The sequence below is a fragment of the Pectobacterium sp. PL64 genome, assembly GCF_022477975.1.
GTDB lineage: Bacteria > Pseudomonadota > Gammaproteobacteria > Enterobacterales > Enterobacteriaceae > Pectobacterium > Pectobacterium jejuense.
In genome coordinates this window covers 1043615-1065228 of record NZ_CP092070.1, presented here as the reverse complement: position 1 = coordinate 1065228, position 21614 = coordinate 1043615, and the positions used below count along the sequence as shown (strand labels likewise).

Below are 21614 nucleotides of genomic sequence, written 5' to 3'. Positions count from 1 at the left end.
CGAAAGCAGGCTGTTGACGCGGCCAGCGTATCAGGCTGGTCGCGAATCTCGGCATCGTGTACGTCTCAATAACGTGTGGACATAATAATATGAAAACGTCGACGACCAAAAACCCAGCGATACAGCTTTTACTCTCACTGTTGTTCGATTCACGATGGATACTGACGGTTGCCACAGTAGCCAGCGTCACCAATGGTATTTCCAGCGTTTTACTGATTACCTTAATCAACAAAGCGCTGCTGACCCCCACCGATGACTATGCTCCGCTCGCCTGGTATTTTGCCATATTGACTGTTCTGGCGATTGCCTGCCGTATTCTCAGCGGCGTCATTTTTGCCAGACTGAGCCAGGGAACCATGGCGAAAATGCGCGAACTTATTTCAAGCCGCGTGGCTCGTGCGCCCTTCCGTCAGATAGAAGAACTGGGTGCCTCGCGTGCGCAGTCGATCATCACGGATGACTCCACCAATGTCTCGCTCTTGTTTTTCACGCTACCGAACATTGTGATGCAAGGTTCTATCGTCATCGGCTGTCTGGGATACCTTGCCTGGCTATCGCTCCCTATCTTCTTTTTAGCGCTGGCAATTGTTGTCATTGGCTCGCTGGGTTACAGCCTGGGTGGAAGCACGGCATTCACCTCTCTGAGAGCCGCTGGACAGGCACAGGATCGCTTGTTTACCCACTTTAATGCGCTATTTTCTGGTGCAAAAGAGCTCAAATTACACGTCTCCCGCGCACACGCATTTCTCAATCAGTCACTTGGTAAAGAAATCGACACCGTACGCAAAAATCGTACCCGCGCCTTCGGTGTTTATGCTTTCGGCGTTGGCTGGATCCTCTTTCTGTTCTACAGCTTCCTTGGCCTTGTCATTTTTTCTCCCACCGTCATACCCGGGCTTGAATCAACCGCGCTGGCGGGCTACGTCATCGTATTTTTATTCATGCTGATGCCGCTGGAAGGATTACTCAATAGCGTTCCAACGTTAAATTCTGCCCGCGTCTCATTACGAAGAATTAGCGCGATATTATCTGAGCTGGACGAGCGCGACGCCATCGATCATACCGTCTCCGCACATGAATTTGGCAATGCAGAAACTATCCGTCTGTCCGGTGTCCTCCATAGCTATTACCGTGAGAAAGAGGACCGGGTGTTTCAGCTAGGGCCTATTGATATGACGCTCAGGAGGGGGGAAATTACGTTTCTGATTGGCGGCAACGGAAGCGGAAAAACGACTCTTGCCAAACTGCTGATCGGCCTATATACGCCGGAAAGCGGCACAATTACCGTTGACGGTCACGAGGTCGTTGATAGTAATCGAGCCAACTATCGACAACTGTTCTCCGCCGTATTCTCTGACTTCCACCTTTTCGAATCACTGATTGGGTTGAATGATACCGACTCAACGCTGGACACTCGCGCTAATGCGCTGCTGGCCAAACTGCATCTGGAACATAAGGTCACGGTGGAAAACGGCTATTTTTCTACCCGCGACCTCTCGCAAGGACAGCGTAAACGCCTCGCTCTGGTCGTAACCTATCTGGAGGATCGCCCTTTCTATCTTTTCGATGAGTGGGCAGCCGATCAGGATCCCTTATTCAAACGCGTCTTTTATCAGGAACTTCTGCCCGAATTGGCCGCGCGTGGTAAGGCGGTATTGGCGATCACACATGACGATCGCTTTTTCCACTTGGCCGATCATTGTATCAAGCTCGAAAACGGTCGGCTCATCGCTGATGAAGGTAATGCTGTTTAGCCATGGGGTTCATGCTGGTGGTTTTGACAGAAAGAAAATTCATATTTATATTATTTATTAGCCAGTTACTGGCAAAGGCGTTCCCAGTCAGGAGCCAAATTTAAACAATCCCGCTTAAGGAAACTTAAGCGGGATTCTTGTTTTTATCACTTTATTCAATACCTTCACGTGCAAACGTCTTTGCGGTGCACATTCCACTTTTCCTCTGCATCGAAAGAATATGGTGGTCAGATTGAGGGTCACGTTGGTTCGATAACGCAGTGACCCCCAATTGTCTCTTAACAACTCAAAAATAAGCGCTATTGCACTTGTTCCCACCACCGGGTAAACGTCTGTGCCTGGTCGTCTAAATAAATCGCGCGACCAATTTCTGGCGTCCATAGCGCATACCCACGCCCGGCGCTTGCCGTTGTGATTCGCTTGAATGGGTCATCCCAGTCGTGAGGCGAGATTGAGAAGCGACCTGCATGGCCTGGTGTAAACGTGCGTGCCCTCAAATCTTCAGCCGCCTGAGCAGCCTCTTCGGGATTCATATGCACATAAGCCCAGCGCGGGTCATACTGCCCTGTATCGACCGTTGCCCAGTCAAAAGGGCCTAATTGCTGGCCGATTGCGGCGAAATGCGGGCCGTATCCTGAGTCGCCACTAAAGAAGATACGACGTTGCGGCGATACCAGCGCAAAGCCAACCCAGAGTGACGGGTCCCGCGTCAGCGTACGACCGGAAAAATGTCGGGCCGGAACGACGTGGATATCCAGCTCAGGAGATTCCTTGACGATGTCATTCCAGTCAGCTTCCTGAATCTGGTCAGCAGAGTAGCCCCACCGTTTAAAGTGCGCCCCAACGCCAAGGCCAGCGACCACTCGTTTGACCTTGTCTCGAAGCGCCAGAACGGTGGGATAGTCCAGGTGGTCGTAGTGATCGTGGCTGATCAGCAATACATCAATGTCTGGCATGTCCTGTGCGCTATACAGATTTGTGCCTTCGAATGCCTCGTTGGCCCACGGGATTGGCGCAGCGTTGGCACTGAACACCGGATCAATCAGGATGCGTTTCCCAGCCATTTGTACAAAGTATGACGAATGCCCCAGCCAGACTACCAAATCCCGCTTTGCATTAAGGGCTTTGAGATCTGTTTTCATAGCAGGGATCGCGCCAGGAGGCCGCGGATTGCCATTGTTGCCGAAACTGTTACTTAACATGATTGAGAACTGTGATTCATCAGTTGTCAGTAACGGCGTTTCGAGTTGGTTTCGGAATTCACCCTCAAGGTAGTTCCGCGACTGCGTGATGCGTGCCAATTGCTCCTCAGATGGAAGCTGACCAAACAAGGGATGCTGCAGATAAGCAACCACGGCCAGTACAGACACAAGAGCAATAATCAGCCCCACTTTGATCACAAACCAGATATTGAAAGCTTTCACTGATGAACTACCTCGGGTGTAAGACCTAAGCCAAAAACCGTTGAGTGGAAAATAGCGGCCTGCTGTCCGCCATTCCCACCGCTGCGCCAGTGACCAGGGCAACTTTTCCTTTGAGGTTGTAGGTGATATCCATATACCCCAAATTTATCGGTTTTACAGGTATTTATTGAAGAACGTCGCCATCGCGTCGAAGGGAATCTTGTCCATGCGATCATACAGATCAACGTGGCTGGCACCTTTAACGATCAGGAGCTCTTTCGGCTGCGCGGCGGCTTCATAGGCGGTTTCCGCAAAGTAACGCGAGTGAGCCTTTTCACCGTGGACAAACAGGATAGGACGTGGCGAAATTTCCTTGATGTAAGTCAGGATCGGCATATTCATGAACGACAGCGGCGTGGTGACCGTCCAAGAGTTACCAGAGTTGACAGCTCTCGGGTGATAACCACGTGGCGTCATATAGTAGTCAGCGTAATCAACCAGAAACTGCGCTTCGCCGCCCTTCAAGTGGTTATAGGCCGGTTGGTAAGCCGGTGTTTTGTTTGCTGCATCTTCCCAGCGCTGCCGACTCAGTTTCTCCAGCGTCTGCTCCCGTTGTTCAGGCGTCACGCTGTCGTTATACCCTTTAGACATGACACGGCTCATGTCATACATGGTACTGGCGACAACGGCTTTGACACGCTTGTCGGCAGCCACGGCATTCAATGCCATGCCGCCCATACCGCAGATGCCGATCACACCGATACGCTCACGATTGACGTAGGGTTGCAGCCCGATGAAATCCACCGCCGCCATGAAATCCTCAGTGTTAATATCCGGTGACGCTACGTTACGTGGCTCGCCGCTGCTCTCCCCTGTATAGGAAGCATCGAAGGTTAGCGTGACAAAGCCGCGCTCGGCAAGCGTTTGCGCGTACAAGCCCGATGCTTGTTCCTTCACAGCACCGAACGGACCGCCAACCACCAGCGCAGGCAGTCTCTGATTCTCACGGTTTTTCGGTAGATACAGGTCGGCGGCGAGGGTGATGCCATAGCGATTTTTGAAGGTGACCTTCTGGTGATCCACTTTCTTGCTCTGGGGGAAGGTCTTGTCCCAAGTTTGGACCAATTGCAACGGTGTGTCTGCGGTAGACGCCTGGGTCTCAGCCATAGCTGACTGTACGCCGACCATTGATATAGCACTTGCGATGAGGGCAACTTTGAAGAAATTCGTTGGAGAAAATAAAAGGGTCATGGCTTTACTCCTTCAGGATCAGGTAAATAGTGCTCGCCTCACAGCGCGCGTTTGAGAATATCTGTCACGACATGGGGGAGATAGGCATCTGCGATGCTGACCGGCCCGCGAGATAAGAGAGAACGGCAGTCGCAGCAAGCAGAAGTGCACTGGCTTCGAACGTTGCCCGGTAGCCGAGCGTGTCAAAAAGGATTCCGCCGACGGTGCCTCCGAGAGCAATCGCGAGTTGGCAAATGGCAACGAAAAGGCCACCACCTGCCTCGACGTCATTCGGAACAGAACGTGCAATCCAGGTGAACCACGCCACCGGCGTCGCCGTCGCGATTAGCCCCCAAATGACCAGAAGTACTGCGGTCGTTAACATGGCATCACCATATTCCACCAGCGCCAGTGCGATTACCGCCATCATGATCGGCACGCTGACCAGTGTTTTGTACAGGCCACCGTCTTTCAGGAAGGCTCCGATCAGAAACGTACCGATAAGACCACCGACGCCGATCAACAACAACACGAAAGACACCATCGAGATATCGAGTCGGGTTACCGTTTCAAGGAAAGGTCGCAGGTACGTGAACAGCATAAACTGGCCCATGAAGAAACCCGCGACCGCTAACATCCCTAATGCGATGTGCGGCTTCTTGAGAAGCAGGAGAACATTGCCCGAGCCTGACGATGTGGGACGGGGTGCCAGTCTGGGCATGCTGAGCATGAGCCACGCAAGTGCTACCATGGCAACCGGAACCACGGTAAAGAATGCCCATCGCCAGCCGATGAAAGCGCCGAGGTAGCTGCCCACTGGCGCAGCAATAACCGTGGCGAGTGCATTGCCACCGTTGACGAATGCAAGGGCTTTCGGCACTTGATGAGCTGGAACAAGACGAATGGATGTGGCAGCGCTAAGTGACCAGAAACCGCCAATTGCCACGCCGATGAGTGCTCGTCCAACCATGAACATTTCGTAGTTGGCAGCGAACGCGACTATTGTTCCAGAAATGACCATCAGCAGGATCATAGACAGCAGTAGGCGCTTGCGTTCCACTTTGGCGGCGATGGGTGTAATCAAAAGCGCGGTGAACAGGGCAAACAGTCCGGATACCGAGATACCCATACCTGCCTGACCCTCGGTGATCAGTAAGTCAGTTGCCAGAGGTGTTAGCAGGCTGACAGGCATAAACTCCGAGGCAACCAAAGCGAAGGCGGCCAAAGACATCGCAACTACGGCGCCCCACGCTTTTCGTTCTTCGCCATGAAAATGTTGGCTGCTGCGATCTAATAACACGTAAGTATTTCCTCATTACTCATAGCGCAGGAGATGCTGGCATGCCGTTGACATACCCGTTTTGTTCATTGATTTGGTACTTTGCCGATGAGCGTTCCAGCGCGACCTATAAACGGTTCTGGTAACACGGCCACTGTTCTGATTTGTCTAGTCCAGATCCAACCGCTACCACGGCTCGGCCTGTTGACGTGTCTACTGGCTCCAAGCGCCGAGGCATGCTCGTTCTTGGTGTGAGGATTGTAGAATCTTTGACCTGAGCGCCATTAGCATATTTCTATGGTTTACATGCCTAATCCTATGAACCTTTGCAGGTCCTATAGGATTAGGCGCCTCAGATAGGCTACAGTGAGAAGTGAAATTCGTAGAGGAGCGAGCCAAGATGAGTTCTGCACAATCCCCCAAGAAGCAACGAGAGGACTACCTGAGTGCGCTGATTAGCGACATCGGTGAGCGCACACCTGGCACAGGCGATTTCGGCACTGTGATTCCGGGTTTGGATCTCTTTCGCCGCAATGCACCAGCGCCACCAGTCAGTTGTATGGTTCCCCCCAGCATCGTTCTGGTTGTGGATGGGGCCAAGAAGATGTGGGTAGGTGGTGAGGGCTACGAATATGATTCATCGCGATTTCTGGTCACATCGCTTGACCTGCCCGCGAACTCAGAAGTCACAGAGGCAAGCAGTGATCGGCCGTGTTTAGGGCTAGCATTCAAACTGGATCAGCGAGTTCTGGCTGAGTTGATCGCCCACGGCAATTTGTCGTCTCGAAGGGATAGATCAGTAAGTAGTGGCGTAGGTATTGGTACCGTCACAGACGCGATCTTAGCGCCGTTCTGCCGTCTAGTGGCATTGTTGGATGAACCAGAGGCCATCCCCATTCTTGAGCCAATGATTCAACGTGAGATTCACTACAGGTTGTTGATGAGCGATCAGGCTGCCAGGCTGCGACAAGTTGCAGCCGTCGATGGCCATGGGCACCGGATTGGAAAGGCGATAGATTGGCTCAAGGTGAACTTTGCCTTGCCCTTACGGGTTGAAGAGTTGGCTCACCATTCTCAGATGAGTACGCCATCATTCCATCAGCACTTTCGGCAACTGACGGCGATGAGCCCAATTCAGTATCAAAAATGGTTGCGCCTGAATGAGGCGAAGCGATTGATGCTGAACGAGCACCGTGACGTTTCAACGGCAGCTTTCGAGGTTGGATATGAAAGTCCATCACAATTCAGTCGTGAATACAGTCGTATGTTTGGCGTTGCCCCGAAGCGGGATATAGCAACGCTGCGAGAGAAAGCGAGAGAAAACGTCGGCATAAATGTCACTGCTTATGCCCAAATCTCTAAGCCTAATACCGCGACGCTTTAGTCACCCTATGCTTATTTGCAGGAATTTTGTTGTTCGAGGTCATACCGTGTTCAACAACGGCCACATCGAGTTGCTCTGGTGATGGCGTGTTATTATTTCATACAAGGCCTACCACGACCTTTTTATCACTTGATATCTACTCTAATTCACCCTCAGAAATTGCCATCCTTGATTAAATGGCAATTTCTTTTGGGCTGATTAGCTCTTGGTTAAAACTTAATAAAATTGAAACTTCGCGTATTAATAACGCTACTTACCCTTTCGTTATTCCTTTTCTTTCTCTATAGAAATAACGGTATTACCATAGCGATTGACAATACATCTTAAAGAGCCAGCCTCAGAATTTCCCCAACCTTCTCAGTCGTGATAGTAGTTTTGAAGAATCTGCACCGTTGTTGTATGCAGGCATTACTACCTACTCCCTTCTGGCTTTTAATAGCCTGCAGCCTGAAAACAGGTACATTTTACGGAGCCAATTCTTTAGTATGTAGAGCAGAAAATGAAAGTAGATCTTCCATATCTGAGAGGATGAAATATTGGATCTGAATGCGCTTAACATGTTCGTCATGGCCGCCCGGAGCGGCAGCCTGACTGCTGCTGCACGAGAGAACAACATCCCGCTGCCGACCCTAAGTCGCAGGATTCAAGATCTGGAAAAAGAACTCAAGGTGCTGCTGCTTGAACGAACAGCGAAAGGCTGCAAGGTAACGGAAGCCGGGAAAAGATTACTTAACCACGCAAGCTCTGCGATGGATATCCTTAACGATGCTGAACAGTTTATGGTGCCAGACCATCCCCATATCACCGGACGCCTGCGATTGACGCTTCCCCAGTCTATGGGGCCCTGGTGGGAAATCATCAGGCAGTTTCAGCAGACATACCCACGCATTGCGGTAAATGTGTATTCCACCGAGAGAAGAGTGGATCTGATATCAGACGGGGTCGATGTTGCGTTACGGGTCGGTAGCATCGCTGATGATTCCGTTGTTGCACGACACTTAATGGATTTTCGCCATATTCTTGTTGCCAGCCCGGGATTACTGAATGCGTCACCGCCACTGCGTGAACCAGCTGACCTGATGAGGTTCCCGTGCGCAGCCTGGGGCTCTGTTATTGACGCCCGCCCGGTGTGGATGCTGGGCAATCACGCTTATGACGTCTCAACCGTATTGACGGTTAATGATTATCTTCACTTACGAGCAGGCGCTCTTGCCGGGGATTTCATCACCGAGTTACCGGCGTTTTTCGCTGCTGAATATATTAAAAGAGGAGAGCTAACCGAGCTGCTTCCAGAGTACCCGCTGCCCTATTCGTCTTTGCATCTGGTATACAAAAAGCAGCAGCACATCTCTTCAACGGCCAGAGCCTATATCGATTTTTGTACAGCGCACATCGCCGAATTATCAGAACAATGCCGCGTTCCGTCTGACGCTTATTTTAGGGAAGAATGATGTTCGCAGAGAGTAAAAAAGACAGTAAAAAACAGGGAAAGCTAAGTAAGGCGGTTGAATTAAACCAACAGCGCCTAGACTTATGACCCTATCCTCTTTTCAGTAGATAGGATCGCATTGACCTACTTTGCCATACGATTGTGTAAATACTCATGGCATTCGCTAACACAGTGCCTCAGGGCGTCTTCTATCGCGCTTCGATGTGAGTGAAACCGGCTGGTAGGGACAACAACCGATATGGCGAGGGGAAGCTGGCCCGGATTCATGAGAGGAAGACCAATCGCACATGAGCCCATTGCGTGCTCTTCAATATCGTAGGCAAATCCCCCGGCCCGAATGGCATTCAACTGTTCAATTAAATCATCAACATTAACGACCGAACAGGGTGTTGCTCTCTCCAGAATATCCGTTCCATAACGTGCATAGACGTCATCATCAGATAACGTTGAAAGTAATGCTTTTCCGTTTGCCATTGTATAAGCGGGATAGGTCACACGCACATCTGGAACCGCTCGGATGCGCTGCTCTGACAGAAAGCGATCCATGAACAAAACGGACGTTCCATCTAACGTTGATAAATCAACGGTTTCTTTTGTTTTTTCGTACAGTCGATACAACGCAGGACGGAGATCGTGAGCAGGCCCTGGACCTGATATCTCCCCCAAACGCCGCAGCCCCCAGCCAGGGCGAACACCCTTGGCACCAGCCTGAACGAGATGTTCACTTTCCAGCGCATCGACAATCCGCTGGACGGTCGATCGAGCTAGCCCTGTCAGTGCAGCAAGCTGTCCCAGGCTGAGGCCGTCTGGGCTCTCACAAACTTCACGCAAGATAGCCGCGGCCCGTGAGATAACCTGAATACCGCCCCCAGATTTATCGATCATAATAGCTCACCTTGAATCACTATGTGGTACGGAAAATGTATCGCATTGTGATACACTGTTCATATTACATGCCGACACGCTACCGTTCTTCATCCTCAGATTCTCACTGCGTAGTGACACAGGAGACAGGGCTCAGTATTTCTCTGCTCAGGAATAAGCAAGGCATTAACCGCCCAACTCTTTAATCAAAAAGGACGATATTTCATGAAACTGAACGCAACATTATGCCTCCTACTGACAATGAATTGCATTCCCAATATTGCAAACGCAGTGGATATACAGGAAATAAGCAAGAAAACGGATCTCTATCTCAATCAGCATTACCCTCAGTTGGATAGCTTATATAAGGATATTCATAAGAATCCTGAACTCGGGTATCAGGAAGTCAGAACAACCAAACTTCTTGCTGATAATATGCGCAAGATCGGTTTCCAGGTGACGGAAAATATCGGCGGCACAGGGTTGGTTGCCATATTCCAGAATGGGGCTGGCCCTACCGTCATGGTACGCACAGAACTTGATGCTCTGCCCATGCAGGAAAAAACGGGTCTGCCATACGCCAGTACCGCTAAGCAGACAGGTCGGGATGGGAAAGAGACATTCGTTGCGCACTCCTGCGGTCACGACATTCATATGGCATCATGGTTCGGCACCGCCTCTGCACTAATAAGTATGAAAGACAGCTGGAAAGGAACCTTAATGTTTGTCGCCCAGCCCGCTGAAGAGGAAATTACGGGTGCCAGCGCAATGATTCAGGACGGCATTTTCAAAAAATTTGGTAAGCCAGATTACGCCTTTGCCCTGCACACTTCCCCAATGGAATACGGACTGGTTTCTTTTAAACCCGGCGTCCAGACATCCAACGGCGATTCATTCGCCATTACCTTTAGCGGGAAAGGGGGACATGGTTCCATGCCGGAAAAAACCATTGACCCCATTATTATCGCTGCACGATTTGTTACTGACGTCCAGACGCTAGTCAGCCGTGAAACGTCCCCTAACGCGTTTGGCGTTGTGACAATAGGCGCATTTAACGCCGGATCATCCGGCAATATCATTCCTGATACGGCGAATATTCAAGGGACGTTGCGTACTTACGATGAGAACGTACGTAAAAATTTGATTGAGGGTATCGCTCGGTTTGCCAAGGCGTCTGCCGACATGGCCAAAGCACCAAAACCGGAGATTGTGATTGGTCAAAGCAAAGTTGACTCTGTCGTGAATGACGACAGGCTATCCGAATCTACCGCGAAGGTGTTTAGCCAACGATTCGGTCAACATTTCATACAGGCGAAAGAACCCAGCTCTGCCAGCGAAGATTTCTCTGTCTTCGTCAACAATGGCATTCCGTCTGTCTATTTTAACATCGGTATCTATTCGCCAGAGCAAATTAAAAAATGGGCAAATGAAGGCGTAGAAATACCCAGCAACCATTCCCCACAGTTTGCGCCAGTGCCGGAACCGACCATTCGCACTGGGGTTGAAGCCATGACGCTAGCGGTAATCAATGCAATCGATAAAAATGCGGAAAATAAACAATAGCATCAATATTTTTTCATGCCGCTCTACGCCGCAATAAGAGAGGTGAGAGAACGCCGCTATCAGTAAACGCCGTGGCAGCGTTCTCTCGATAAGATTAATGGCCGTATTTAAAATTAAAACCTAATGCGTCACCCGTGGTGTCGTATTCGCGGAAGTTGTAGATCAGAGGCTTCCATTTTGACGAATCAACAACGTCATTTGCTCCTAATAGCTCACTCTCCACCCAAACATTCACAATATCCAGCTCAACAAGAATAAAACGCCCTTTGTCCGTCGTGCTGACGGTCTTACATTCCGCCTGGATAGGACATTCACTCACCCGAGGTGGCGTAATATCGGTAGAGGCTTCTGTGTGAAGGCCGACTTTAGAAAATTTGTCGTGGCAGACCTCAACGCCCCATTTAATCTGGCCTTCAGATAGCGTATCGCTTCCGGTCAACTTACCCAGCGCTTCAACTTTCTCCCACAGTTTATAATCAGGAATATTGATGACAACATCAGAACCGGATAACAAGTTATTGTAGGTTTTACTTCCTTTCGTGACACCGATAATAATTTTATCGCCGAGGGAAATTGACGATGATATAGAAGCGACATTGACTTCTCCGTTGCTATTATCTGTTGTCGTAACAAGAAAAACGGGGAAACCATAATAAAACGAGCTGAGCTTTACGTTCTTTTTCATTTGAGTTCAAACCTCACCAGAGAGTAGCGTTATATTTTCTCATTTCTACTCTTTTGATTTATTTTTAACAATAACTCTAATTGAGTAGCGGCAAGGGGGATGTATTACATTCAACATCCCTAATAAGTAGACCATCAAAAAATCACTTAATGTAACTATTCCTTGATGTTAGTTTTCGCCTCCCTTCCATAAGCGCAGAAAAATAATCGATATGAGAAACGTCGAACCTTGATAATACAGCCTTTCTGCGATGTGTTGCGGTATTGTAAAAAATTAATTAGCAGAAAATAATTCACAAACATTAAAACAGGTATATGATATGCACTATATGGTTTTTCCTTCCTGCCCTGCAATGTAGCAGGGTAAAGCATGAGGTTTAAACATGGAACGAATTGTTATACCAGCGAATTATGTTCATACCCGCACCACGCCTTTCTGGACAAAAGAAACTGCCCCAGCGTCTATCTGGAAGCGCCATTTGGATGCAGGGACGCGTCAAGGCGTCTACCCGCGCTTGTGCGTGATGCAAGGGACGATTCGTTATTATGGCTACGCCGATGAGACTAGTGCTGACCCCGTAGAAACGCTAACTATTGAAGCCGGACAATTTGGCGTCTTCCCCCCAGAGAAATGGCACAGAATCGAAGCGTTATCTGATGATACGCTATTTAACGTGGACTTTTATGTCGATCCAAAAATTTTGATAGAAGGTTGAGGTAAACATAATGACAAGTGAAAATAAAGGCTATTCATTAACACTGTTGAACCGCGAAAATAATGAAAAAGCAGAAAAAGTTTATCTTAAACCGATGGCTTTTTATGTACCAGATTTCGCCGCAGGTGCAGTCGTGGAATTACTCAACGAACTGCCTTCAGCCAGTGAGAATAAAAAAGGGTTTTTGCTGACAGTCACGAATAATAATAACGGCGTGTCCGTTGATAAAGATCTCGCTACAGTCGAAGAATTAAAAGACAAGGCGATTTCAGCTGACGCCGTAAAAGATCTGGTTAATATCGTGCGTGGCTACGATGCGGATGAAGACACTAACGTCTGCGGTTGGTAACACAGTATAGACTCGTCATATTTCAAGTTGTATGTGTATCGATTTTCCGCAACGCGGATTATTTAAGCGTTACCTTTCGTACCCCTACTCATTAAAAAAAACAGGCGCTGGATGTCTTTTGACTTAACAAGCGCCCCTGTACCCTACCCACGCGACATACAACCCAAAATGCCTGAGCATGCTCATCAGGCAATAAGCCGATGATTACACCCACACAGGAATTTACGACTATGCTGTGATGACGTCAAAAGCGCGAGTTTGATCTTTTTTTCGCATCACTTTATTGGCGTACATTGCGGCATCGGCTCGACGGATCACAGCATCAGGCTCCTCGACGGAAGGATCGGCCATGACGATCCCCATGCTTGCGCCTAAGTATTCGATGCTGACCGTACCGAGTGAATAATTCCCCTGTAGCAAAGGCGTAATCTCGTCTCTGAAGGAAGAAATCACGCGTTCGTTCTCTTCCGGCGCAACGTTGACCATACGGGCAAAGACAAATTCATCACCACCAAGACGCCCGACAACATCCCCCGGATTCCCCCACGTCAGCAAGCGTCGACCGACCTCTTGCAAGAAGATATCACCGGCTTCGTGGCCGAACTGGTCGTTAATTCTCTTAAAGCCGTCGAGGTCAATGAATACAATGAGCGCCTGCTGATAGTCATTCTTTGCCTGAGAAAACATCGCTTCCAGCGAGTAAAACACGCCCCGGCGATTAAGCAGTCCGGTCAGTGAATCGGTGTAAGAGTATTCATGTAATGCGGCATTAGCAGCCGTCAATTGCTGCACCAACCACTCTTTCTGCACCTGCTGAGCAATAAGCTGCGCGAATAGACTCAGGATCTGTTCACCCTTGGTTGTCAGCGGCTTATGGTCAGAGCTCGCAGCACAGAGCGTACCGTATAATTGCCCGTTATCCATACACACTGGCGTACTGGCATAGGTCGTAATACCTAACGCTTGCGCCGCCTCAGAATCCCCCCAGCATTCGGCCACGTTAGGCGTGTAACTTTGCCCTTCGTCCAACGCACGCTTGCACAACGTGTCATGCCACGGAACCGAGGCCCCTTCAGGGATGTTGAGCGTTTTCGTGTTGTGAGCAAACAGGATATTTTGGAAACCCGCTTCGGTGTCAACCTGCGTCAGGTAAGTCGATTCCAGATCGGTGACCAACTCCAGCATGACCAATAACTGGCGAACCAACCCCTCGAAGGTATCCTCTGAACGTAATGCGTTCGAAAGGTGAGAAAGCAAATCATCAGTCATAACAGTAAATCCCAACGGTAAGTATTTTAATAAAAAACAATCAACTAACTAAAACATGGCGTACACCAACCTATCGTCTGTGCAAACGGGTGACTTCCCCATACGACAGAAATCCTACGCGCTTTTCGCTTCTCGCTGCCCCATTTGCACCTGGCGAGTTTATCTCGTTCTGTTTTCTATAATCGGTTAAAAAGCGCCATGTTTTATGCAACATGCCTGAGATTCATCGGCGCTGTCAGGCTAAACCCTCCATTCTGCTATTGCCATCACACTTACCTATTAAGGCTGCACGATCTGTTTGACTTTCCCGCGTGCGAGGACTTACAACAGCAGCACAGGCGTGTAACTAGTTTTCTAGGCAAGACCTGAAGCTCTCCCACTCAACATCATGGGAAGTGCTTCAGGTCTTTTTTCGTTTCTGGACCCGGGGAATCGTCGTATGAGCCACACAGCAGCAGATAATAACGCGACAGCCTATGCCACTACCGCTGAAAAAATCATCACGTTAGTCGGTGGAATTGACAACATTGAGCATATTGAACACTGTTCTACACGGCTACGGCTCAGTCTTTATGACAACAGCCAAGTAAACCAGAACGAGCTGGAGAAGGTACCGGGTGTGCTGGGCGTTCGGGTTAACGTGCAGTGCCAGGTGATCATCGGCAGCGAAGTGATGCAGGTGTACGAAGCGGTGCAGAACCTCGCGGCAGGCCGTAAGAAAACAGATCGCGCCGTGCCAGCAAAAGCCAACCGCACGGCTTTTGTTATCGATTTTATTATCAGCGTTTTTCAGCCGCTGGTGCCTGCAATTGCCGGTGGCGGCGTGCTCAAATCGCTGTTACTGCTGCTAGACCTGCTCGGCTGGCTCACTAAAGACAGCTCAACGTATAAAGTGCTGGATAATATCGGTTCCGCCCCACTCTATTTTCTGCCGATTCTGGTGGGTATCACCACCGCGATGAAGCTGAAAGTAAATGTGCTGGTTGCCGTTTCCGCCGTCTCTGTGATGGTGCTGCCAGCCATGTCTAAACAGCTGGCAGAAGGCGCGGAATTTCTCTCCCTCGACCTGAAAAACGTCGCTTACGCGTCGCAGGTTTTCCCGGCGATTCTGTGCGTCATTTTTTATGCGCAAACCGAAAAGCTCTTCAATCGCTACTCGCCGAGCGCGCTGCGTATTTTCCTGTCACCGATGCTGTCGCTGCTGGTCACCGTTCCCGTCACGCTGTTGGTACTTGGCCCGCTCGGTTATGAACTCGGCGCGGGTCTGGCTAGCGTGATCCTCTGGCTGTACAGCAAGCTGGGTTTTGTGGCGACGGGGTTGCTCGCCGCTGCGCTGCCCTTCATGGTGGCCTCGGGGATGCATAAGCCGATGCTGCCCTATGCCGTTTCCTCCTTGAGCCAGTTTGGTAAGGAAATGCTCTATCTGCCTGCGTCGCTTGCGCACAACATTGCCGAATCGGGTGCCTGCATGGCGATTGCGCTCAAGAGCAAAGACAAAACGCTAAAATCAACGGCGATTTCAGCCGGTATTTCTGCCCTGTTCGGCATCACCGAACCCGCGCTATACGGGATTACGCTGCTGAATAAAAAGGCGCTCTACAGCGTGATCGCAGGTAGCCTGGTCGGCGGTGCGTTTATCGGTTGGATGGCGATTGAAGCCTTTGCGCTGGTTGGCCCCGGTCTGGCTAGCATCTCCATGTTTATCTCGCCGGAAAATAGCTGGAATATCGTCTACGCCATCTCCGGTGCCGCGCTCTCTTTTGTCATCGCCTTTCTCTCCGCCCTGTTCCTCTGGCGGGAAGAGAAACCTGTCGCCGCCGTAGAAGAAAACCATCACGCGATTACCGAATGCCAGTTCACCAGCCCGATTGAAGGAAAAGTGATTGCGCTGGACAACGTGAACGACGAAATATTCTCCAAACGTATTATGGGTGACGGCATTGCCATCATCCCCGAGAAAGGCGTGCTCTACGCGCCGGCGAGCGGCACGATTGAGAACGTATTTGAAACCGGCCATGCCGTCAGCATGCTCACCGACAGCGGTGCCGAACTGATTTTTCATATCGGTATCGATACCATCAAACTCAATGGTCAGGGCTTTCAGCCGAAAGTCACGGCCGGCCAACAGGTTAATACCGGCGATGTCCTCGTTGAATTTGACCTCGATAGCCTCATCGCTGCGGGTTACGATCCCGTCGTCATGATGGTTATCACCAACAGCGAGCGCTTTCGCGTGATACCGGAAGCCACTGACGTCGTCATCCATCCCCACACCATCATCATGACCTTAAAGGAGTCTGTGTAATGGATAAAAACATCGCATTCCCGGAACACTTTTTATGGGGCGGCGCGATTGCCGCCAATCAGGCCGAAGGCGCATGGAATGAAGACGGCAAGGGGCCGTCAGTCGCGGACGCGATTACCTGGAAGCCGAACCTCGACCTGAAGAATTACCATGCCCACATGGCACTGACGGACGAAAACATCGCCGACGCGCTCAACGGAAAAAATGACGCGTTCTATCCCAAGCGGCGCGGCATCGATTTTTACCACCGCTACCAAGGCGATCTGGCGCTGTTTGCCGAAATGGGCTTCAAGGTGCTGCGCGTCTCTATCGCCTGGTCGCGCATCTTTCCAACCGGAGAAGACAGCGCGCCGAATGAAGCGGGCTTGCAGTTTTACGACGACCTATTCCGCGAGATGCGCAAGCACGGTATCGAACCGCTGGTGACGCTTTCACACTACGAAATGCCGCTGGCGCTGAGTGAGAAATACAATGGCTGGGTGCACCGCAACGTGCTGGATGCCTTCGTACGCTTCAGCAATGTCTGCTTCGATCGCTATAAGGATCTGGTGCGCTACTGGCTGACCTTTAACGAGATCGACAGTATCCATCGCCATCCGTTTACCACCGCGGGTATCCGTGAAGAAAAAAGCGCGCCGGGGCAGGCCAAGCAGGATATTTATCAGGGGCTGCATCACCAGTTTGTTGCCTCGGCTATCGTTACCCGCGACTGCCATGAAAAAATCCCAGGCAGCCAGGTCGGTTGCATGCTGACCAAGCTGACGACCTATCCGCACTCCTGCCGCCCGGAAGATGTCGAAGCCGCGCTGAAAAAGAACCTCGAAAACTACTTCTATGCCGATGTGCAGGTGTTCGGTGAATATCCGCCACTCATCAAGCGCGACCTTGAACGCCGTGGTATTCACCTCACCATGCAGCCCGACGATCTGGCCATTCTCAAACAGCACACCGTTGATTTTGTGTCGTTCAGCTATTACATGTCGCTCACCGAATCCACACAGCCGGACGCAGAGAGAATTCCGGGCAATACCGTTCTGGGCGTGAAAAATCCGTACCTGCCGGCCTCAGACTGGGGATGGCAGATCGACCCTGTCGGGCTGAAAATTTCCCTGCTGGAGCTTTACGATCGCTACCAGAAGCCGCTGTTTATTGTCGAAAATGGGCTCGGCGCGAAAGACGTTGTCGAAAACGGCAAAATCCACGATCCTTACCGCGTTGACTACTTCCGTTCACATTTCGAGCAAATGCGTGAAGCGATTGGCGAAGGCGTTGAACTAATGGGATTCACCAGTTGGGGCGCGATTGACATCATCAGCGCGGGCACCTCACAGATGTCCAAACGCTATGGCTTTATCTATGTCGATCAGGATGATGAAGGCAACGGTTCTCTGGCGCGGCTGAGGAAGGATTCGTTCTACTGGTATCAGAAGGTCATCGCGACCAACGGTGCCGACCTCACCTGACAGACAGCGCGGCCGCAGGCTACGTGCGCAATGACAGGAAAGACGGTGATTGGGAAAACGTAATGAGAAAACCAGCATGATTGGAAGAAAAACGTGATTAAAGTGAAAAAAGCGTTAAATAACAGCATGCTGTTAGTCGACCATGAACAGCAGGAGATGATCCTGTTGGGTAAAGGTATCGGATTTGGTGCCAAACCCGGTTCATTGATTGATGTGACGCACGTTGAGCAGGTTTTCATTCCGCTGGAAAACCTGAAATCACGGCATTTTCTTTCATTGACCGACACCATTCCTGCGGCTTTTTTTGACATCACGCATGAGATCGTCACGCTGGCGCAAAGTCAGTACGCCGAAAAGCTTAATTCGGTGCTGTTCTTTACGCTGGCGGAACATCTCTATTTTGCCGTTGAACGTAGCAAAACAGGCAGCCACTTCATCAATAAGCTCAGTTGGGAAGTGAAACGCTATTACCAAAAAGAGTACGCCCTCGGCGTGCAGGCAAAAGATCGCGTATCGGCACGCTTTAACGTCACGCTACCCGACGACGAAGCCATCAATATCGCTTTCCACCTCATCAATGCCGCCGGCAGCGCCGAAATTGCCGATGCCCACCAGCAGGTTCAGTTGGTGAATCGTCTGGCGGAGATTGTCCGCTATAAGTTAAACAAGAATATTGATGTCAACGCCGTCGATTACCTGCGTTTTATCACCCATCTACGCTATTTCTCCGAACGGGTGATTGCCCGCAAAATCGCACCGGGACGCACAGACGATTTCTATCAGGAACTGCTGAAACACTATCCTGACGCGATGGCGATTTCCTGGGCTATCAGGGATTACGTGCAGGAAAAATATCAAATGGCCTTGCCAAAAGAAGAGCTTACGTGGCTGACCATGCATATCAGCAGGCTGGCCGAAAGCCAGACGCCATAGCACTCGCCTCACGCAACCTCATCAATCGCTGCTATTTTTATCAACGTGCTGAAAAATAAAGCAGCGGTTTTCTCTCTCAGTAAGTCCGTATGTTGACCCTCATCACGATCGCGGATCGTGTAGCGCAATGAGATTGAAAACAAGAGTGATTATCATATATAGTTTTTGTCACCTGCAGAAAATATCTCCTTATTTTATTAATTTAGCCCCACATTCACTCTGGAGAAGATAACAACATGTCAAAAACGCTGTCTGTTCTGCGCAAAAAAGCGCGCCTGCTGACGCTGGCTTCATCGCTGATGGTTGCCTATGCCCTGCCTGCTGCTGCCGCAGATGACTCTCTGACCCTCTACACCACGCGTGAGCCCGGGCTGATTCAGCCGCTGCTGGATGCATTCACCAAAGAGACGTCGGTTAAAGTTAATACCGTGTTCATCAAGGACGGCATGCTGGAGCGTGTGAAGGCGGAAGGCCAAAACTCACCGGCTGACCTGCTGATGACCGTTGATGCCGGTAACCTGATCGATCTGGTAGAAGCCGGTGTTACACAGCCGATTCAGTCCAGTGCATTAACCGACGCGATCCCGGCGGCGCTGCGCGACAAAGATAACCAATGGTTTGGTCTGTCAATGCGCTCTCGCGTGCTCTATGCAGAAAAATCACTGCCGCTGACCAGCATCACTTACGAAAATCTGGCCGATCCAAAATGGAAAGGCAAAGTGTGTATCCGTGCGGGTCAACACCCATACAATACCGCACTGGTTGCTGCGATGATTGCTCACCACGGTGAAGCCAAAACCGAAACCTGGCTACGCGGTGTGAAAGACAACCTGGCGCGTAAAGCGACTGGCGGTGACCGCGACGTGGCGCGCGATATCCTCGGTGGTATCTGCGATGTAGGTCTGGCGAACTCGTATTATGTCGGCCATATGAAGAACGCCAAAGAAGGCACCGATGCCCGTAAATGGGGCGATGCCATCAAAGTCGTTCAGCCTACCTTTGAAAACGGCGGCACACACGTCAATATCAGCGGTGCAGCGGTTGCACGTCATGCTCCGCATAAAGATCAAGCCGTGAAATTGATGGAATATCTGGTCTCCGCTCCAGCTCAGCAGATCTACGCTCAGGCAAACTACGAATATCCGGTTCGCAAAGGCGTCACGCTGGATTCCACCATTGGCAGCACGATTGGTGAAGTTAATGTGGATAGCACTCCGCTGACCGACATCGTTAAATTCCGTAAACAGGCCAGTCAGTTGGTAGATAAAGTTGGATTCGATCAATAAGACCAGTTCGTCAACCATGCGCGGCGCCTTCGGGCGGCCGCGCCTCTTTTTTTCTCCGCTTCGCATCGCTGCCGTCATCATTGCACTCGGCGTACTGGCTCCGCTGGTTTCCCTGCTTTGGCTAGCGGCTGGCGCAGGTGTTGGCCATTGGGATCACCTGATGCGCTACGTGCTACCCGATGCCGCACTCAACACGCTCATTCTGCTCGTCGGCGTCGGCGCACTCGTCATGGTGATTGGCGCAGGCTGCGCCTGGCTGGTGACGGCGTTTGATTTCCCCGGCAGGCAGTTCGTTAGCTGGGCGCTGCTGCTACCGCTGGCGATGCCAACCTATATTGTCGCTTTTGCCTGGCTCGATCTGCTGCATCCTATAGGGCCGATTCAGGAAGCGATCCGCAGCGTGCTGGGCTACGACAGTCCGCGTCAGTTCCGCCTGCCGGATCTGCGCTCCATGACGGGCGCGATTCTGCTACTCGGGCTGGTGCTCTATCCGTACGTTTATCTGACTATGCGCGCGATGTTTATCAGCCAGCCTGCACACCTGCTGGAAGCCGCACGCACGCTGGGTTTGAGCACAACGGGCACCTTCCTGCACGTTGCCCTGCCGATGGCACGCCCTGCGTTGGCCGTCGGCACCAGTCTGGCCTTGCTGGAAACGCTGAATGATATTGGTGCCTCCGAATTCCTTGGGGTCAATACGCTGACCGTGACGGTTTACACCACCTGGGTCACCCGCTCGGATTTACCTGCCGCTGCGCAAATTGCCTGCACGATGCTGACGGTCGTCATCCTGCTGCTGACGCTGGAGTATTACGGCCGGAAAAACCAGCGCTACGGCACCAGCCGACAGATGCGCGGCATCATGCCCGCACCGCTGAAAGGTGTTCGCGCCTGGCTAGCGACCTGTGCGACCGCGTTACCTATCCTGCTCGGCTTCATCGCCCCTGCCCTCTTTCTGGCATGGGAAAGCGCGAAACGACTGGGCGATAGCGTGACGATCTCCGCTGGCCTGATACAGTCGTTGCAGAACTCGCTTCTGCTGGCCATTGGCGTCACGCTGGTCGTCACGTTCGTTAGCCTGATTATTGCGTGGTATGCCCGTCATTCAGCTATCAATGATCGTTCACCGGAACGCCGCCGCACCATACTGAGAATTGCCTCGCTGGGCTATGCCGTGCCCGGTACGGTACTGGCAATTGGCATGCTGACGCCCGGCATGGCGACGGATAATTTCCTCGCTGACTTGATTGGCTATAAGGGATTGCCGCTGCTTTCCGCCGGTGTCCTTCTGGTGGTCTGCTGCGCCATTCGCTTTATGGCGATTGGGATCGGTGCACTTGATGCCGGGCTGACGCGCATTCCCCCGGTGATGGAACAGGCATCGCGTCTGCTCGGCGAAAGTGAATTCGTCACTTTTTTCCGTGTGCACCTTCCCCTGCTGCGTCCGGCGCTGGTGACCAGTGCGCTGCTGGTGTTTGCCGACGCGATGAAAGAACTCCCCGCCACGCTGCTGCTGCGGCCGGTCAATTTCGAAACGCTGGCGACCGTTCTGTATGCCGAAGCCGCCAGAGGCACCTACGAAGAAGGCGCGATTGCCGCACTGCTGATTGTGCTGGCGGGTACGCTGCCCGTTGTGCTGCTAGCTCGCAGTCAGCTAAAAACGTCGGTTGAGAAAGAATGAA

The 21614-nt window shown here is 51.2% G+C and carries 17 protein-coding genes; 11 read left to right on the top strand and 6 right to left on the bottom strand.

Annotation, left to right across the window (positions count from 1 at the left end; all coding sequences use genetic code 11):
- The first annotated feature begins 89 nt into the window (after positions 1-89).
- Positions 90-1754 (top strand): cyclic peptide export ABC transporter, encoded by a 1665-nt coding sequence (locus tag HP572_RS04615; RefSeq protein WP_240584891.1) that lies wholly within the window; start codon positions 90-92, stop codon positions 1752-1754.
- Positions 1755-2053: 299 nt separating this feature from the next.
- Here HP572_RS04615 and HP572_RS04610 read toward each other — a convergent pair whose 3' ends face one another.
- The 3 genes from HP572_RS04610 to HP572_RS04600 all read right to left on the bottom strand — a co-directional run bounded on the left by HP572_RS04610 (position 2054) and on the right by HP572_RS04600 (position 5618).
- Positions 2054-3178 (bottom strand): MBL fold metallo-hydrolase, encoded by a 1125-nt coding sequence (locus tag HP572_RS04610; protein WP_240584890.1) that lies wholly within the window; start codon positions 3176-3178, stop codon positions 2054-2056.
- A gap of 153 nt (positions 3179-3331) precedes the next feature.
- Entirely contained in the window at positions 3332-4408 is a 1077-nt protein-coding gene (locus HP572_RS04605; protein WP_240584889.1) for an alpha/beta hydrolase, read from the bottom strand.
- 64 nt (positions 4409-4472) lie between these two features.
- A complete protein-coding gene (locus tag HP572_RS04600) occupies positions 4473-5618 on the bottom strand; it encodes an MFS transporter (RefSeq protein WP_371745319.1) in 1146 nt (381 codons plus the stop codon).
- Between the two features lie 448 nt (positions 5619-6066).
- Here HP572_RS04600 and HP572_RS04595 point away from each other — a divergent pair, with 448 nt between their 5' ends.
- Positions 6067-7050 carry an AraC family transcriptional regulator gene (locus HP572_RS04595; RefSeq protein WP_240584887.1) on the top strand — a complete coding sequence of 328 codons (984 nt, stop codon included), beginning with the start codon at positions 6067-6069 and terminating at the stop codon, positions 7048-7050.
- 536 nt (positions 7051-7586) lie between these two features.
- Positions 7587-8501, top strand: a complete 915-nt coding sequence (locus HP572_RS04590; RefSeq protein ID WP_240584886.1) for a LysR family transcriptional regulator — start codon at positions 7587-7589, stop codon at positions 8499-8501.
- A 122-nt stretch (positions 8502-8623) separates the two neighbouring features.
- On the opposite strand, the gene HP572_RS04585 is transcribed toward HP572_RS04590, so the two are convergent.
- Positions 8624-9385, bottom strand: coding sequence for an IclR family transcriptional regulator (locus HP572_RS04585; RefSeq protein WP_240584885.1), 762 nt, complete (start codon positions 9383-9385; stop codon positions 8624-8626).
- A gap of 204 nt (positions 9386-9589) precedes the next feature.
- Here HP572_RS04585 and HP572_RS04580 point away from each other — a divergent pair, with 204 nt between their 5' ends.
- The gene (locus tag HP572_RS04580; RefSeq protein WP_240584884.1) at positions 9590-10927 is read left to right on the top strand and encodes an amidohydrolase; all 1338 of its coding nucleotides are present in this window, start codon (positions 9590-9592) and stop codon (positions 10925-10927) included.
- A 94-nt stretch (positions 10928-11021) separates the two neighbouring features.
- On the opposite strand, the gene HP572_RS04575 is transcribed toward HP572_RS04580, so the two are convergent.
- Positions 11022-11612 (bottom strand): flavin reductase family protein, encoded by a 591-nt coding sequence (locus tag HP572_RS04575; protein WP_240584883.1) that lies wholly within the window; start codon positions 11610-11612, stop codon positions 11022-11024.
- Between the two features lie 382 nt (positions 11613-11994).
- Between HP572_RS04575 and HP572_RS04570 the strand changes: the two genes are divergently transcribed.
- Positions 11995-12327 carry a DUF1971 domain-containing protein gene (locus HP572_RS04570; protein ID WP_240584882.1) on the top strand — a complete coding sequence of 111 codons (333 nt, stop codon included), beginning with the start codon at positions 11995-11997 and terminating at the stop codon, positions 12325-12327.
- Between the two features lie 10 nt (positions 12328-12337).
- Entirely contained in the window at positions 12338-12676 is a 339-nt protein-coding gene (locus HP572_RS04565) for a DUF1869 domain-containing protein (protein WP_205552328.1), read from the top strand.
- Between the two features lie 228 nt (positions 12677-12904).
- Here the strand turns inward: HP572_RS04565 and HP572_RS04560 are convergent, their stop codons facing one another.
- The gene (locus HP572_RS04560) at positions 12905-13945 is read right to left on the bottom strand and encodes a sensor domain-containing diguanylate cyclase (RefSeq protein ID WP_240584881.1); all 1041 of its coding nucleotides are present in this window, start codon (positions 13943-13945) and stop codon (positions 12905-12907) included.
- A 439-nt stretch (positions 13946-14384) separates the two neighbouring features.
- Between HP572_RS04560 and HP572_RS04555 the strand changes: the two genes are divergently transcribed.
- The 5 genes from HP572_RS04555 to HP572_RS04535 all read left to right on the top strand — a co-directional run bounded on the left by HP572_RS04555 (position 14385) and on the right by HP572_RS04535 (position 21613).
- Entirely contained in the window at positions 14385-16250 is a 1866-nt protein-coding gene (locus HP572_RS04555) for a beta-glucoside-specific PTS transporter subunit IIABC (RefSeq protein ID WP_240584880.1), read from the top strand.
- Positions 16250-17713, top strand: a complete 1464-nt coding sequence (locus HP572_RS04550; RefSeq protein ID WP_010304732.1) for a glycoside hydrolase family 1 protein — start codon at positions 16250-16252, stop codon at positions 17711-17713. The genes HP572_RS04555 and HP572_RS04550 overlap by 1 nt, the downstream gene beginning before the upstream one ends.
- Before the next feature lie 93 nt (positions 17714-17806).
- Positions 17807-18646, top strand: a complete 840-nt coding sequence (locus HP572_RS04545; protein ID WP_205552345.1) for a PRD domain-containing protein — start codon at positions 17807-17809, stop codon at positions 18644-18646.
- A gap of 236 nt (positions 18647-18882) precedes the next feature.
- Positions 18883-19932, top strand: coding sequence for a Fe(3+) ABC transporter substrate-binding protein (locus HP572_RS04540; RefSeq protein ID WP_240584879.1), 1050 nt, complete (start codon positions 18883-18885; stop codon positions 19930-19932).
- On the top strand, positions 19916-21613 hold the full coding sequence (locus tag HP572_RS04535; RefSeq protein ID WP_240584878.1) for an iron ABC transporter permease: 1698 nt from the start codon (positions 19916-19918) through the stop codon (positions 21611-21613). The genes HP572_RS04540 and HP572_RS04535 overlap by 17 nt, the downstream gene beginning before the upstream one ends.
- Position 21614: the final 1 nt, after the last annotated feature.

What these genes read in the sequence shown, in the direction of transcription:
- HP572_RS04615 (WP_240584891.1), top strand. Translation starts at nt 90, where the DNA reads ATGAAAACGTCGACGACCAAAAACCCAGCGATACAGCTTTTACTCTCA.
- HP572_RS04605 (WP_240584889.1), bottom strand. Translation starts at nt 4,408, where the DNA reads ATGACCCTTTTATTTTCTCCAACGAATTTCTTCAAAGTTGCCCTCATC.
- HP572_RS04600 (WP_371745319.1), bottom strand. Translation starts at nt 5,618, where the DNA reads ATGTCTTTGGCCGCCTTCGCTTTGGTTGCCTCGGAGTTTATGCCTGTC.
- HP572_RS04595 (WP_240584887.1), top strand. Translation starts at nt 6,067, where the DNA reads ATGAGTTCTGCACAATCCCCCAAGAAGCAACGAGAGGACTACCTGAGT.
- HP572_RS04585 (WP_240584885.1), bottom strand. Translation starts at nt 9,385, where the DNA reads ATGATCGATAAATCTGGGGGCGGTATTCAGGTTATCTCACGGGCCGCG.
- HP572_RS04580 (WP_240584884.1), top strand. Translation starts at nt 9,590, where the DNA reads ATGAAACTGAACGCAACATTATGCCTCCTACTGACAATGAATTGCATT.
- HP572_RS04575 (WP_240584883.1), bottom strand. Translation starts at nt 11,612, where the DNA reads ATGAAAAAGAACGTAAAGCTCAGCTCGTTTTATTATGGTTTCCCCGTT.
- HP572_RS04570 (WP_240584882.1), top strand. Translation starts at nt 11,995, where the DNA reads ATGGAACGAATTGTTATACCAGCGAATTATGTTCATACCCGCACCACG.
- HP572_RS04565 (WP_205552328.1), top strand. Translation starts at nt 12,338, where the DNA reads ATGACAAGTGAAAATAAAGGCTATTCATTAACACTGTTGAACCGCGAA.
- HP572_RS04560 (WP_240584881.1), bottom strand. Translation starts at nt 13,945, where the DNA reads ATGACTGATGATTTGCTTTCTCACCTTTCGAACGCATTACGTTCAGAG.
- HP572_RS04555 (WP_240584880.1), top strand. Translation starts at nt 14,385, where the DNA reads ATGAGCCACACAGCAGCAGATAATAACGCGACAGCCTATGCCACTACC.
- HP572_RS04550 (WP_010304732.1), top strand. Translation starts at nt 16,250, where the DNA reads ATGGATAAAAACATCGCATTCCCGGAACACTTTTTATGGGGCGGCGCG.
- HP572_RS04540 (WP_240584879.1), top strand. Translation starts at nt 18,883, where the DNA reads ATGTCAAAAACGCTGTCTGTTCTGCGCAAAAAAGCGCGCCTGCTGACG.